Below are 14919 nucleotides of genomic sequence, written 5' to 3'. Positions count from 1 at the left end.
ATCAAACATCTGCTAGCATGTCGTCCACATTTAAAAAATAAAAAGTAATGGCATAAGCATGAGCATTGAATTACCGATATTAATTACTTTCATCGGCTATCTTGCCCTAATGATGGGAATTGGCCTATGGGCCTATAAAGCAACAGATTCAGTTGACGATTATATACTCGGTGGCAGAGGCATGGGCCCCGCAGTCACAGCCCTGAGTGTCGGAGCCTCTGATATGTCAGGCTGGCTACTACTGGGCTTACCTGGAGCGGTATACTTAGGCGGGCTGGGTGAAGCTTGGATCGGTATTGGCTTAGTGATAGGCGCATGGTTGAACTGGCTATTCGTGGCTCAACGTCTGCGGGTATACACCGAATTTACCGATAATGCACTTACCCTACCCGACTTCTTCGAGAAACGCTTTGAAGACAGTAAAGGGTTACTCAAGCTAGTATCGGCTGTCACCATTTTGGTTTTCTTTACCTTTTATGCCTCCTCTGGCATGGTCGGCGGAGCTATCTTGTTCGAAAAAGTATTTGGACTCGATTACACCTTAGCACTCATTATCGGCTCCACCATTATTGTGGCTTACACATTCGTAGGCGGATTCTTCGCCGTCAGCTGGACTGACTTCTTTCAAGGCTGTCTTATGTTGGTCGCCTTGTTGATTGTTCCTGTGGCCATTTTCAGCCAGCCTGAAACTCAAAATGGTTTAGATAGTATCGATCCTGCGATGCTGTCTATGTTTAATGAAGACACCACGGCCATAGGCTTAATATCGCTACTAGCATGGGGATTAGGTTATTTTGGTCAGCCACATATTCTTTCACGCTTTATGGCTATCGCGCGTCCTAAAGATATCCCATTGTCTCGCCGTATCGCGATGAGCTGGATGCTCATTGCCCTTGTTGGCGCCTTAGCAACGGGGATTGCTGGTAGTTTATATTTCGCTAGCGATCCACTAGCCAACCCTGAAACAGTATTCATTCATCTGGCACACGCAGCATTTAATCCCTGGATTGGTGGTCTGCTAATCGCAGCCATTTTATCGGCTATCATGAGCACAATCGATTCGCAGCTCTTGGTTTGTTCAAGTGTGATCACTGAAGACTTCTATAAAAAGTGGTTACGACCACAAGCCAGCAGTAAAGAGCTGATGTTAGTGGGCCGTATTGGCGTACTGGCTATCGCAGTCATTGCCGGTATCGTTGCGCTTAACCCAGAAAGTAGTGTATTAGGACTGGTCAGCTATGCGTGGGCAGGCTTTGGTGCCGCATTTGGCCCGGTTGTACTCTTATCACTCTTTTGGAACGCTTACAGTCGAAACGGCGCTGTAGCCACGATCTTGGTCGGTGCAATCACCGTTGTGGTTTGGAAGCAACTTTCAGGTGGCATTTTTGACTTATATGAGATCTTGCCAGGATTTGTTTTTGCAACACTAACGGGGGTCATAGTGAGTAAAATGTCGGCTCCATCTGATAGTGTTAAAGAGCAGTTTAGAGTATTTACTTCAAAACTATAAACACTAAAAATAAGGTCTTAGCCTCTAAAAAAGTAAAAATAGCGTACAGGTGTACGCTATTTTTATGATTTATTTTCCCTCCTCTATTTTACAAGCCCGCAACTTAAATTCAAATCACTGAAAAGCCTTGATAGGCCTAGCAATAGGTGCTCCAGCTCACGGTTAAAATTAACACACATCATCAAGCCTAAAATACCTGATTTAATTAACAAAAACGCAACTGACATTCGCCACTGGTCGGAGTTGTTGATGGGTAAGACCATCCCTAAGATGCACTGGTCTAACAAGTATAAAAGGCATCGAGTCTCAAAAGGCAGAAAAAAGCTTTACTCGAAAATAGCCAGATTAAACATTACAGAGATGATAATAATGAATAACTTCAACAAGACTTTATTAGCTGTAGCCGTTACGCTTGCAAGTTCACAAGCCATGGCAGCAGGTTTTCAACTAAACAGCCAATCAGCAACAGGTATTGGCCGTGCATTCGCTGGTGATGCAGTCATTGCCGATAATGCATCTGTACTTTCACGTAACCCAGCCGCTATGGCGCTTTTTGATGAAAAGCAGCTATCAATGGGCCTCACTTACGCCGATGTCCAAGTAGAAGTTAAAGACGTTGCAATGGGGGATGTGCATTTTGGTAGTGTAAATGACGCTGCTGAAGCAAAAATTATCCCTAATTTTTACTATGTAAGCCCAGTCAATGACAAGTTTGCCTACGGTGTGGCTATGTTCAGTAACTTCGGTACAGGTACCGACACGACTGAACTGTCTAACAATATAGTTGGCGGCAAAGTACCTGCACCAATTGACCTATTAGGTAAAACAGAAGTAACTACCATTAACTTTAACCTAAGTGCTTCATACCGTTTCAACGACCACTTCAGTGTTGGTGCTGGTGTAGACGTCATTTACGGTTCCGGTGTTCTGACTCGTGGCGGTGCAGTACCTAACCCACAAGGCGGAGATCCTATACACATGGATCTTGTCGATGTGGATGCCGATGGCATCGCATTCGGTGGTATTGTTGGCGCAGTTTATGAAATCAATGCCGATCACCGCTTCGGTGTGAGTTACCGTTTCAGCCCTGAATTCAGTGCTGATGGTACAGTGAACTACGGCGGAACTGATTTTGAAGAGATCAATATCCCTATCCCTGATATCTTTCAAGTTGCAGGTTTTCATCAGTTAACTGAGAAAATTGCTATTCATTACACGGCTCAGTTAACGACATGGGGCGATTTCCATGAGATCTCAGTCTCTGATCCTATCGATGCTCAGCTTAAGCATTACGCTTGGGATGACTCATGGCTATACAGTGTAGGTGGTACGTATACTCTTAACGACAGCTGGACACTGCGTGCAGGTTACATGTATGACCAAGGTGTTGTGGGTGAAATCAGCTCTATCTCTATCCCAGACTCTGATCGTCAATGGTATACAGCGGGTGCAACATACAACCTATCTAAGCACACAAGTCTAGATTTTGGTATTGCTGTGATTCGCGGCGAAGAGACTGACCTTGTTGAGTACAGCGCAATTTATCAGCAAACCCCGACCCCTATTAATGCAACAACACTATCCAACGCCACATACTACTCTATGCAGTACAACTACAAATTCTAAATTGGTTTGTAGTTAGTTAATGAAAAAGCCGCACATGTGCGGCTTTTTTGTTTTTAAAAGAAAGCGCTACACTAGAGACAATTAAGATTTATTCACTAGATTTAGATAACGAAAAAAATCTATACTGTTACTTCAAACTCCCCCTAGGCTCAGTATTACCATGAATAAAAACAACGCGATAAGTGCTCTGATATTAGGCTCTCTGCTCTGCCTAGGTCTGGTTATACTCGGTAATGGCATTGGCCAAAGTCTAATCGAAATAAAATCAATGGAAAGAACGGTTACCGTCAAGGGTCTCGCTGAACAAGAAGTTAAAGCCAACATCGCTATTTGGCCAATTCGCTTTACCGAAGTCGATAACGATCTCTCCACCTTATATCAGACCGTTCAAATTCAAACTGACAAGGTGATCTCCTTCCTATTAAAGCAAGGGTTTACAGTCGATGAGATATCCAGTTCTCTGCCCTCAATAGAAGACAGACAAGCTCAGGGTTATGTTGATCCCAATGTAAAATATCGCTATGCGGCCAAAGTCACCATCTCTATTTATACCAAGAGGGTCGATCTGTTATTAGCTAGCCGAAAGAATATGATTGAGCTGGCTAAAGAAGGCATAGCGATCTCCAGTCAAGATTACAACAGTAAGACAGAGTTCCTATTCACGGAGCTCAATGCCGTCAAGCCGACAATGGTGCAAGCAGCGACAATCAACGCAAGACAAATAGCCAATAAATTTGCCCAAGACTCAGACTCGGTACTCGGAAAAATAAAAAGTGCCTCTCAAGGTCAATTTAGTATCTCAGATAGAGACAGTAATACTCCCCATATTAAACGAGTAAGAGTCGTGTCGACCCTTACATATTATCTCAAAGATTAGAGGCTAAATACCTTCATCAATACAATGTACATTTACCCTATACAAGCTAAGTATTATACTAAATACACTAGCCTAAGCTCACTCATTGACCTTGGGCTAACTTGATTCGTATACAAGTGGGTAATATGTCGTACAATACGCTATTCATTCATAAATATAAGGAAAATAAAGTGAATAATCACAGAAATACCACGCTGAAAAGTATTCAAAGCTTCGGCTATATGATCATCTTTGCGTTACTTAGCCTAATGGTAAGTCAATTAGCGTTGGCGGCAGATAAAGATGCAAAAGTCGCATGGACTAAAATTGATGCTGGTGCCATGGTCGTCGATGTCAGAACAGCCGAGGAGTTTGCTGCTGGTCACTTGGAAAATGCCATTAACATCCCTTTTGAAGAGATAGCCGTAGAGTTTAAAAAACGGGGTATTGCAAAAGATACATCTGTCGTACTCTACTGCCGTAGTGGTAGGCGCAGCGGTATCGCTTTCGACACCTTAGTTTCTGAAGGTTACACCAAGAGTTATAATGGCGGCGGCTTTCAAACCTTGAGTCAATTCAAAAAACCTCAGTAATCACTCTCTATCCACTTTGATAACTCGGAAAAACCTAGTTACCGAGTTATCAATGATTGCCTTAATATTTCAGCAGCATAATCCCCCAACCAATCAAAAGATCAAACGATAAATATCTGATTATTATAAGCAGCTTGCTATATACAGGCGCTAATCTATAAAATTTAGCGTCCAGGACCCACCAAAACAAGCAAGCTCATTACTTTTAGTTATATGTTATAACTATTACCCAGCTAAACTGTAAGCCAATAAATTCAATGGCTTAAATAAAATAATTGACCATCATGATTTTAAAATCAATAAGTTATATTGAATACAAAAATCAATATAATCGTAAATTGAGCATAAGCATGCATTTAACAAGCGAATTAAACCAAATTAAATGCGTTTTAAACGCAATAATTATTCAGTAAAGTTTTCATTACTCCCAGAAGAAACAAATAGACACAAGTGTTAACGACTTATTTACATCAACCATACATATAGATACATTCACTATTGAGTAACCGGTTTAATTTAGCTTCGACTAAAAAGCCATCTAATAATAATGATAAATTCTAATATATATGGAAATAAATTATGACAATCAGTAACACAATATCTGTTTCACTCAGCTTATCAGCCTTAGCAATCGCCATCTCAGCGAATGTACATGCAGCGCCGACTTTTACCCCGGTGCTTCAATCAGCGGCAGCTAACGTTAAACAGAGCTCACCCCTGCCAAAACGTTATATTGTAAAGTTTAACAATGCCCAAGCGGGATCAAACATCCAAACAAGCGCTGAAGATATGCTTGCAATGGATTATGAACCTAGAGCTAATGAAGTTTTCTCTCACTTTAGAGCACTAAATAGTGCCTCAGCTAAAGAGATGAAACGTATTGGTCGCAGCAACAGTTATAGCGTTAAACTCGATGATAAAAGTATCAAGTCACTTCGCCTGCGCAGTGATGTTGCTTATGTTGAAGAAGATGCTCAAAGACACTTTCTCAGCGAGACGACACCTTGGGGGCAAACCTATGTCGGTTCGACTAACTTAAGTGACTCAATGGCTGGTAATCGTACCATCTGTATTATTGACTCGGGTTATGATCGCTCACACGGAGATTTAAGTGGCAACAACGTAACAGGAACTAACAATTCAGGCACAGGTAACTGGTATGACCCCGGCAATAATAACGCCCATGGTACCCATGTTGCAGGAACCATTGCCGCCATAGCCAATAATTCGGGTGTGGTTGGTGTAATGCCAAACCAGACTGCCAATATTCATGTTATCAAGGTCTTTAATGAAGCAGGCTGGGGCTACTCATCTTCTCTCGTCTCTGCAATCGACACCTGTGTGACTAATGGCTCAAATGTCGTGACTATGTCTCTAGGTGGTGGTAGCTCAAGCACTACAGAGAAAAATGCCATGACAGCTCATTCGAATAATGGCGTACTATTAATTGCTGCTGCGGGTAATGCTGGCGATAGTACTCACAGTTATCCGGCCTCTTATGATGCTGTCATGTCTGTTGCTGCCGTTGATAGTAATAAAGACCACGCAGCATTTTCTCAATACACCAATCAAGTTGAAATTTCGGGCCCAGGTGAAGCAATTCTATCTACAGTCACATTAGGTGAAGGCCGCTTGGCGAACATCACTATTGGCGGCCAGTCTTATTTTGATAACGGTGTCGTGCCCCATAACCGTTATATCAAATCAGGTACTAATCATGTGGTCACGCCTATCAATGGCAGCATTACTGGTGAATTAGCAGAATGTGCAGTATCTGGTAGCACATTTAACTGTGGCGATATGAATGCTAAGGTGTGTTTAGTTGAGCGCGTCGGTAACCAAGGTGCAAGCTACCCTGAAATTGATGCAATCAAGGCCTGTAATTCAGCAGGAGCAAGCGCTGTTATCGTTTATGGTAATACCGAGTTACCTGGCCTACAAAACCCTTTCCTAGTCGATACCAATAACGAAGCCTTACTGGTTTCTGTATCTGTCGATCGCGCAACGGGTCAGGCACTCCAAGCACAGTTAGGTTCAAGTGTAACGGTCGCCAATACTGCCAATGAAGATTATGAATATTACAACGGGACTTCAATGGCCACACCACATGTATCTGGTGTTGCAACCTTAGTCTGGAGTCATCATACAGAGTGTAACGCCGCTCAGATCCGCTCGGCATTAAATGCAACCGCAGAAGATCTTGGCTCTGCGGGTCGTGATAATCAGACAGGTTATGGTCTTATCGACGCAGTTGCAGCGAAAGCATACCTAGATGAATCTTGTGATGGTCCAACCGATCCGGGCACGGGTCCTGGTGACTCAGTCCTTGAAAACGGTGTAGCAAAGAGCAATCTAACAGGTGCTAAGAATGATGAGCTTCACTTCTCGCTCGATGTTCCAGCAAATGCTACAGACTTGAGCTTTACTATGAGCGGTGGCAGTGGCGATGCAGATCTGTATGTTCAATATGCAGCAGCCCCAACAACTGGCAGCTACGATTGTCGTCCATGGGAAGGCGGCAACAATGAGTCATGTCCAATTAGCAACGTACAGTCTGGTACCTACTATGTCATGGTTCAAGGTTATAGCAGCTTTGATGGCGTCAGTTTAGTGGCAAATTTCACTGAATCTACTGGCGGTGGCGATAACACTGGCGGTCCAGCGAGCTACACCAACACTAACAGCTACTCAATTCCTGATAACAATTCAGTAGGTATTACCAGTCCAATATCTGCAACTCGAACCGGTGATTCAGGCACTGTGACGGTGAACGTTAACATTAGTCACACCTATATTGGTGATTTACAGGTTGAGCTACACAGCCCGACTGGCCAAGTGAGTATCTTGCATGATAACGCAGGTGGTGGCTCAAACGATCTCATTCAGAGCTACACTGTCGATATGACAGGTGTTGAGTCTGCTGGTGATTGGGCACTCAAGGCGGTAGATAGTGCAAGACGTGATACTGGTACGATAAATAGTTGGGAACTGACTTTTCAGTAATCCTATGAACTTTGATTAACTATTTTGAGGGCCTTGTGCCCTCTTTTTCATCAATCTGCTCAGCTCTGCTATTCAACCTTTCCCTGATGCTGGTATAATTAACTCAATATCAATTGACACAACGACATTATGACCCAAGCAAACAACCCGCTACACGGCATCAAGCTAGCTGACCTTCTCACAGATTTGGTCGAACATTACGGCTGGGAAGAGCTAGGCGCAAGGATTGATGTTCGTTGCTTTAATCATGATCCCAGCATTAAATCAAGCTTACGATTTCTACGTAAAACCCTTTGGGCGAGAGAGAAAGTTGAATATCTTTATTTGAAGATGAACAAATTACCCTTGCCAGCAAGAAAACCAAGAGATGATCACTATCAAGCAAGTGATAAAAGTGTACGTGCTGCAAATAACAGAATGACAAATCATGCAACATCAGATTCTAGCGCCAGTTCAGATGATGACAGTGAAGTAAACAAGAGTATTTGGGGCAAGTAGCGCCTGCTTTAAACCTATAATACCAATCGGTCTAATACTGAATGTAATAATATAAAAAAGCGGGATAAACCAAATGGTTTATCCCGCTTTTTTATATGTAATGCTTAGCCTTTTAACGGATAATCTTCACCATCTTTAGCGGTAAACATCTGTGTTCCTTGTGAACTATGAATGCCACGCTTCTGTTCAATATTCAGCAGGCTTATCCAGTATTCATGGCCTTCCAATCTGATGTCTTCGATATGAGCGTGATCTTTAATACCCGTTGCACCGCAGCGATCAAAGCTTAATTCGATATGGGTGCCGTTATTCTTCAATAAAATTGCCTCTGGCTCGCTCTTATGACCATTTAACGCTACAAATTGTCCAGAATCCCTAAGACCAGTATGAGTGCCATCGGCAAAAAACATAAGCAGTTGCTGATAATAAACAACATAACTGCGTACATCTTTATGTGAGCCTTTAGCCAGTGGAAATGTGCTATCAAGGAACTGTTTCGCATTAGCCATAGTGTCACATTTTTTGACAACTTCCGCTTTATTCACATTCACAATGCCGGCATTGATAAGGTTTGTAAAATTCTGTTCACTGTACTCATTGCTAGTAGTAGATATATCCATAGCCTTATCCTCTCAACTCAATCTCGGGTTATTTTTCTATTATTAACAACTGGATAAATTCAGTATCATCAATAAACATCAACTTTTATTACTGTTTAACTACTGTGATGAATAATTAATATCTTTTCCGATTGCTTGATTTGTAGTCTAGCTAATTTTTTACTACAATTTCACAATTAAAATTTTACAGTGTGAATTTTACAAAATGAGAACTACAAAAAGCTTAATGCGAAAGTCACATTTTCTTGGGACAAAGATCCGAAACCTCAGAAAAAGAAACCATCTCACCATGGAAGATCTCTCTGCCAGGTGCATAAGAGTCGATCCAGAATCGTCACCATCTGTGTCCTATTTATCTATGATAGAAAGAGGCAAACGCGTGCCAAGTGCCGGCATGTTGGCCGTGATCGCAGCCGTATTTCAAAAAGAGGTCGATTGGTTTTTAGACGATGTTCCTGAAGATAATGCCATCACGCCGGAAAAAGGCCGACGAGGCGGGATCAATGGCATGGCACTCGAACCGAGCTTTTTGTTTTCTAAAGACATATTACAAATAGCCATTCCAGAAATGTTATCCCAGACAGGGATCACCGGACGCCAATTTGCTCATCTGTTGATCCGAGCCCATCAAGAACATCATCAAAACCATTTCCCAGATCTCGAACGCGCTGCCGAAGAGATAGGCCATAAACGTTTACCGCTTGCCTTGGAAGACATAATGGATATTGCCAAGGGCTTGGGGCTCAAAGTAAAATGGATAGATAGGACGCCCCAAGATGTTGTCGATGAAATGGGTGTCACATCAACACAACTGGTCACCTCTTTCTTTGAGCCACCTTCAACCATCTACATCAACAAAAAACTAAAATCGAATCCAACACGTCTAAAATACGATTTAGCAGTGCATATAGGACATTGTGTTTTACACAATAAAGATGGTTTAAAGTCAGTACTCACCACAGGGCGAAGCCAGGTCAGTACCCAGATGGACAATGGCACACCTCAGTCATCAACAGTTAATGCCCAAGATATCTTACATGCCTGGCGTGATTTCGAGTCTAGTTTTTTTGCAGGTGCCCTGCTCTGCCCTAAAGTCCCATTTAGACAGTTATTAGACCGTCATGGTTACGAAATTAATATACATGAAAAAGTCGGTGTATCTGCGTCCGTTGCCATGCGTCGTATGACTGTAGTTTCACCTTATCCACATTGGCATTATTTTGATGCATACGCTCCAGGAAAATTAAAAGCGGTATATCGTGGTAATGGGATCCCTCTTCCCTGGGGTAATATGCGACTGGTACAAGATCCCTGTCAACATTGGGCCGTCTTTAGAAAAATTAATGAAGCCAGTACAGGCTCTTCGGCGCAACTGTCTATTTTAGATGTCGATGATGAACCAAGGATCTACTGCTGTGAGTCAGTAAAAGTGGAGGACATGGCAGGTAATAACCATGTCCTTTGCGCCGGTATCGACCTCAACCCAGCTATTGAAGCTCAAGGTGGAGATCCACTCAGTATCGCAGCCGAATTAAAGCAAGCTTGTGTAAACAGTGGTGGCGAAGCCGAGATCCCTAAAGCCATTAAGAAAAACCTCATGAGCGTGGCAAAAATTTTAAATATTAACTGGGTCGAGAGAGGTATTGATACCCAGGCCAGATTAATCTGTTCCAGAGGAGCTGTGTGCCCAAGGAAACCAAGTTGCTATGAAGCTGGAAAGTCTCAATGTGAATAAGGCAAATCGGTATAAAAGCTAATAGTGCTAGCGGGCCGGGAGTTAAGCCAAGGTCCGTTATCTTCGCGAATGGTTAAACTGTGATTGTACTGGTATTAGACTTTAAACTGCTGTACTAAACTGGCTAGATGACGAGACAATAGCAGTAAGTTCTCACTGGCTGAAACTGTATTCTCAACGGCCTCTGTCGTTGATATTGAGCCATCGCTGATTGAGACAACATTTTGATTAATCTCTGAAGCCACAACGGCCTGCTGTTCGGCAGAAGTATCGATCATGGCATTGAGCTCATTAATCTCAGTAATTTGCTCCTCTATCGTCTTTAAAGCATCCCCTGCCTTCTGTGCTTGTTCGAGTACAGATTTAGCATCCTCATCGCCCTGAGACATGATACTGACAGCATGCTGAGTGCCCGATTGCAGATTATTGATAATCTTATTAATCTCTTCTGTAGATTCCTGAGTTCGCAGCGCAAGAGTACGTACTTCATCGGCTACAACGGCGAAGCCTCGACCCGCTTCTCCCGCTCTTGCAGCCTCAATAGCCGCATTAAGTGCAAGTAGATTAGTCTGCTCTGATATCCCTCTGATCACATCCAGAACTTTACCTATGGCACTACTGTCTTTCTCGACTCTAGCAATAGCCAGATTAGCATCAGCGATCATGTTAGTCAGGCCTAATGTTTGCGTCACTGAATTCTCAACCATTTGACGACCATGAGAGGCTGCCTCGGTTGCATTGAGCGTTGCCAGCGTCGCCTGTTCGGTATGTTGCGCAACCTCCTGAACCGTAGTGGCCATCTGGTTGATTGCCGCTGCAACTTGTTCCGTCGAATCTTGCTGATCGACGACGCCTTGTTTCGTTTCACGCATAATTTTCACTAAATCGGATACCGCAGTATCTAACTGCTGACATGCATCGGTCACTTTACTCACTATGGTGGCAAACTGCGCCATCATGCGATTAAATGCAGTTCCAGTTATCCCAATTTCATCTAGGCTCCTGACCTCAAACCTACTGGTTAAATCTGATTCTTTCTCAATCCGTTCAACCGTTGAGCGAAGCCGCTCTATTGGGGTACAGATCTCACGACGCATCACATAGGTATAGATAATACTCAACAGAATAATGACAACTAGCAGGGTAATGGATAGAAAAAACAGTTCAGAATTTTTTTGCACTACCTGAGCAGCGGCATCTCTGACTAAACTTCCGGAGCGGGTAACCTCTGCACTGGCCGATTTAGCCTTCAAGCTGACATTTTCAAAACTGATATTCGCAACTTGCTGAAAACTGAGTATGAGCAGCTCTATCTCTTCCGCCTGTGCCCTACTTCCCGCAATTAATGAATTTCCTTTCACTCGGTTATCATCAACATAGGCATCGACGGCTTCTAGCATAAGGTCATAAAACGCTTGAGTTTTATTCTTAAGTTCATTGGCAAGGCTCGCATCAATTTTCGACAACTCATCAAGCTTACTGTTGAGATGTTCTTGTGTTGCATTTGCCTGATCTTCGGCTTCATTTAACCAGCTGACAGATAGATCCAGCATCCATGCCCTAAGATCTCGAAACTCTCTGTCTATTTCGCCTGCAAGAAGATATTTATTACGCTCAATTTGTTGAAGGGTTTGCATCTCTTCCTGATGCCTAATCGCATCAATTTGTTGCTCAACCAACTCTTGCTGCTCAATGCTAATTGAAGAGATACTTTCTACCGTAGTCAGTACATAGATCAATGCGATTGCAATGACTGCGGAAAAGCCAAAACTCCCAGCGACTAACTTGGTCGATATTGTCATATTTTTAAACATACCACTACAACCTCTACTGGTAGATGATCAAACTGATCGCCCCACCTAATTCACCCAACACACCTCCTTCTTTTTTACCGCCAGTAATATCTCTCTCACCTTTTGGCATGCCATGGCAGCCTAAACAGGACTTGCCATAATATTCGGGCAATATAAATCTAAATGCCTCTTTTCCTTTTACACTCGCCTCTTCAGAAAATGGGGTTCCTTTCTGATAATCGACGCGCTTAAACATGGTCTCAATGACATTATGCTCCCACTTATCAGGCCTGTTAGCTCGGTTTCTCACATAGCTCTTAGGTGCAGTCAGCTTAATTTTCATTTTTCCAGCCATACTGGCACTGAATTTATTAGCAACCTGCCTAGCAAAAATTGCAGGTAAAAATCCCTTAAACCCAACACCTTGCTCATTAATTAACTCTTGATTTTCATCCATCACATCTTCAACAGCCTTTAGCATTGCACTCTGAGCATCAGTAAGTTTTTCGGTATCAAGAGCACTGCCACTGGCCTCGGCATAATTGGCTAGAGCCTGCTCTGCCACCAGCTTTCCCGATAATTGTTTATCGCCTATGGAAGCATCATTAATATGCTGTTGATTGACAGAGATGACTTTTCTGGCAGCACGATAGAGGGTTGTCAGCTCTTGACTCACCTCAGTATTGGAGTTAGCTAAAGCCAATTGAATATCGGCAAAGACAAATAGGAATACGCAGACAAGTGAAACCAGTATACGTGGTGTGATCATGACAAGTGCCCTACTAAAAGACGCAGACAAGTTAATGCCAAAGTGACTTAGACATCAACTTTGAACTGCAAACTAAACGTCCTTTAATTATAGTAACAACGCATCAGTAAGCTTGTTTTTTGAAGGTTATTTGGTAAGTAAATTTAGATGGGAAATTCAAAAATCAAACGCCACGCCTGAACACCGTCACCGGCTCTCACACTTAAGCCGAGTCTATCTATGCCCATCCACTCCCATAAGATGGGTTTAGAAAATGCCAATGTCGCACCGATCTCTAAGCTATGAGACACCAAAACATCTTCGCCAAAGGGAGTCGCGAACCTTAATTTATCGAAATACCAATATCCGGCAGCAAAAAATCTAGGTTCAACATCGACACCAAGCCAATCCCAGCGCCAGTAGATATCCGTGCCGATATCGACACCAGATTGCAGTGCAGAGTATGTTTCATTCTGCTTGCCATCGAAACTTGAATAACCGGCAAAGAAGAGTCTATTGACCCATACAGGATCGCTTTGTCTAAGCTGTAAATCTAACAAACTAGAGACACCAGCTGAATATATGGCAACATTGGTCCCTGACGTAAAATTATTGCCATAACCCAGATCGATATAGGCCTGAAACTCATGGTCGTCGGAGGTGTTGACCCGATACTCAATACCTGGAGTGACAGTCATAGTGCCGACATTGTCGGGGAACTCACCTTCTGGCAGGTCGCTCCAGGTAAAATTAAAGAAGCCCAAGGATACTGGAGTGCGCAAGATCAAGGATGAAGTATCGTCGTTTCGAATATCAAAACTAATGGGGATATTGACTACAGTCGCATTTTGACCTGAGGTTTTATAGATACCACTGCCTAAATAATTGGCAAAGGCATAGTGAGTAAAATCTTCTTCTGCAGAAACAGTGATTGAGATGAAAAAAGATACTAGGAAAATAAGATTTTTCAGAACCATAGATAAAAATAATTATTATATTTATGGTTCTGAATATAGCGGCAGATTGAAGGAAAATCTATAACTTCAGTTAATCTTTTTCTTCATCAGAAAAGTGATATTCTGACATCAAGTGGCCAAGTTCGGTGGATTTAGTTTTCAAATAAGATTCGTTATAACGATTCTTACCGACTTGAAGTGGTATGCGCTCAACAACTTCAATCCCTAACTCTTTCATTGCTTTGACTTTACGGGGATTATTAGTCATTAACTTGACCTTCTTAACACCCATTTTTTCCATCATTGGCAAGATCATGTCATATTTACGCATATCAGCGGCAAAGCCTAATTGTTCATTGGCTTCAACAGTATTGGCGCCCCGATCTTGTAGCTCATAAGCTCTAATTTTATTGAGTAAGCCTATGCCTCGCCCTTCTTGACGAAGGTAAAGAATAAAGCCTTGACCCACATCGGCAATATTTTGCATTGCTGTTTGTAACTGAAAACCACAATCACAACGTAAGCTGAACAATGCATCACCAGTTAAGCACTCAGAGTGAATACGCCCAAGGATAGGTTGCTCGGAGTCCAGCTCACCTAACGTTAGTGCGACATGCTCTTTTCCAGTCTCTGTGTCTTCAAAACCATGCATGGCAAAAACACCCCAAGGCGTTGGAAGTTTTGAAGAAGCGATATACTTAATCGACATGAAATAACCTTAAAGACTCTCTTTCCCTGAGATGACTAAAATCAGAAAAACAACGAGAAATACCTGAGTCTATAAAACAACAATTTTATAAACCTACCCATTCATTCTAACTCGAACTGAAGGGAGGAATTTTAGCTGGTTTTACCAGTAAGTGAAATACCTTAGCGTTTTAATCGGCTATTGATTCACCAAAGACTCACAATCCCGTCACCATTAGGCTCAGAGGATACGCCTTGCGACAAGACAATAACTTGAAGTCGCTCACTAAAGAT

Annotated in this window: 12 protein-coding genes; 7 read left to right on the top strand and 5 right to left on the bottom strand. The window is 42.6% G+C overall.

Annotated elements, in window-relative coordinates; all coding sequences use genetic code 11:
- The first annotated feature begins 58 nt into the window (after positions 1-58).
- From putP to FM038_RS08145, 6 genes are all read left to right on the top strand, one after another.
- On the top strand, positions 59-1510 hold the full coding sequence (gene putP, locus FM038_RS08170) for a sodium/proline symporter PutP (RefSeq protein WP_142872781.1): 1452 nt from the start codon (positions 59-61) through the stop codon (positions 1508-1510).
- Positions 1511-1879: 369 nt separating this feature from the next.
- Positions 1880-3136, top strand: a complete 1257-nt coding sequence (locus tag FM038_RS08165; RefSeq protein WP_142872981.1) for an OmpP1/FadL family transporter — start codon at positions 1880-1882, stop codon at positions 3134-3136.
- Positions 3137-3296: 160 nt separating this feature from the next.
- A complete protein-coding gene (locus FM038_RS08160) occupies positions 3297-4013 on the top strand; it encodes an SIMPL domain-containing protein (protein WP_142872780.1) in 717 nt (238 codons plus the stop codon).
- A 221-nt stretch (positions 4014-4234) separates the two neighbouring features.
- Entirely contained in the window at positions 4235-4585 is a 351-nt protein-coding gene (locus FM038_RS08155; RefSeq protein ID WP_185965792.1) for a rhodanese-like domain-containing protein, read from the top strand.
- A gap of 579 nt (positions 4586-5164) precedes the next feature.
- The gene (locus tag FM038_RS08150; protein WP_142872778.1) at positions 5165-7588 is read left to right on the top strand and encodes a S8 family serine peptidase; all 2424 of its coding nucleotides are present in this window, start codon (positions 5165-5167) and stop codon (positions 7586-7588) included.
- A 129-nt stretch (positions 7589-7717) separates the two neighbouring features.
- Entirely contained in the window at positions 7718-8086 is a 369-nt protein-coding gene (locus FM038_RS08145) for a VF530 family protein (RefSeq protein WP_142872777.1), read from the top strand.
- Between the two features lie 104 nt (positions 8087-8190).
- Here FM038_RS08145 and FM038_RS08140 read toward each other — a convergent pair whose 3' ends face one another.
- Complete coding sequence (locus FM038_RS08140; RefSeq protein WP_142872776.1) at positions 8191-8706, bottom strand: aldolase/citrate lyase/malate synthase family protein; 516 nt, start codon at positions 8704-8706, stop codon at positions 8191-8193.
- A 205-nt stretch (positions 8707-8911) separates the two neighbouring features.
- Between FM038_RS08140 and FM038_RS08135 the strand changes: the two genes are divergently transcribed.
- A complete protein-coding gene (locus FM038_RS08135) occupies positions 8912-10441 on the top strand; it encodes a DUF3612 domain-containing protein (protein ID WP_142872775.1) in 1530 nt (509 codons plus the stop codon).
- A 95-nt stretch (positions 10442-10536) separates the two neighbouring features.
- Here FM038_RS08135 and FM038_RS08130 read toward each other — a convergent pair whose 3' ends face one another.
- The 4 genes from FM038_RS08130 to ribA form a co-directional block, all read right to left on the bottom strand.
- On the bottom strand, positions 10537-12255 hold the full coding sequence (locus FM038_RS08130) for a methyl-accepting chemotaxis protein (RefSeq protein WP_142872774.1): 1719 nt from the start codon (positions 12253-12255) through the stop codon (positions 10537-10539).
- Between the two features lie 13 nt (positions 12256-12268).
- Entirely contained in the window at positions 12269-13003 is a 735-nt protein-coding gene (locus FM038_RS08125) for a Tll0287-like domain-containing protein (RefSeq protein WP_142872773.1), read from the bottom strand.
- Between the two features lie 143 nt (positions 13004-13146).
- Complete coding sequence (locus tag FM038_RS08120) at positions 13147-13959, bottom strand: hypothetical protein (RefSeq protein WP_142872772.1); 813 nt, start codon at positions 13957-13959, stop codon at positions 13147-13149.
- Between the two features lie 70 nt (positions 13960-14029).
- Positions 14030-14647: a GTP cyclohydrolase II gene (ribA, locus tag FM038_RS08115; protein WP_142872771.1), complete on the bottom strand. Its 618-nt coding sequence runs from the start codon at positions 14645-14647 to the stop codon at positions 14030-14032.
- Positions 14648-14919: the final 272 nt, after the last annotated feature.

The sequence above is a fragment of the Shewanella eurypsychrophilus genome (assembly GCF_007004545.3).
In the GTDB taxonomy this organism is placed as follows: domain Bacteria; phylum Pseudomonadota; class Gammaproteobacteria; order Enterobacterales; family Shewanellaceae; genus Shewanella; species Shewanella eurypsychrophilus.
Note: the sequence above shows the minus strand (reverse complement) of the source record. Positions and strands in the feature narration are given on the sequence as shown.